This window comes from Halorussus marinus, from assembly GCF_004765795.1.
Lineage (GTDB): Archaea > Halobacteriota > Halobacteria > Halobacteriales > Haladaptataceae > Halorussus > Halorussus marinus.
In genome coordinates, this window is the sequence record NZ_SBIV01000036.1 from 1 (window position 1) to 655 (window position 655).

Here is a 655-nt window from a genome sequence, read left to right on the forward strand (position 1 = left end):
TCCTCGCGGCGGGTGAAGGCACGCGGATCCGCCCGCTGTCGGCGTCGCTCCCGAAACCGATGTTGCCGGTCGCCGACCGGCCGCTGGCCGCCCACGCCGCGGCCGCCGCCGTCCGGGCCGGCGCCGACCAACTCGTTTTCGTCGTCGGCTACGAGGCCGACGCAGTCCGGACGTACTTCGGCGACGACTACGAGGGCGTGCCGGTCAGCTACGCGGTCCAACACGAGCAGGCCGGGACCGCCGACGCGGTCCGGGCCGCCCGCGACCACCTCGACGGCGAGTTCGTCGTGCTCAACGGCGACAACCTCTACGATCCCGGCGCCGTCGACGCGCTGTTCGCCGACGGTCCGACCATCGGCGCAGTTCGGGTCGACGACCCGTCGAACTACGGCGTGCTCTCGACCCGCGACGGGCTCGTCACCGACGTGGTCGAAAAGCCCACGGATCCGCCGACGACGCTGGCGAACGCCGGCGCGTACGCGTTCCCCGCGGAGGCGACCGCGTGGCTCGATGTCCCCGCGAGCGAGCGCGGCGAACACGAGCTCACCGACGTGCTCGCGCGAGTGGTCGACGAGTACGAGGTGGGGTACGTCGAACTCGATCGGTGGCTCGACGTGGGCCGGCCGTGGGAACTGCTCGCGGCCAACGAGTGGAA

At 72.2% G+C, this 655-nt stretch carries 1 protein-coding gene; it reads left to right on the forward strand.

The window, feature by feature from the left end:
• Positions 1–655, forward strand: a 655-nt coding sequence (locus tag EPY72_RS19120) for a sugar phosphate nucleotidyltransferase (RefSeq protein ID WP_168216079.1), incomplete at both ends; no start/stop codon positions are given.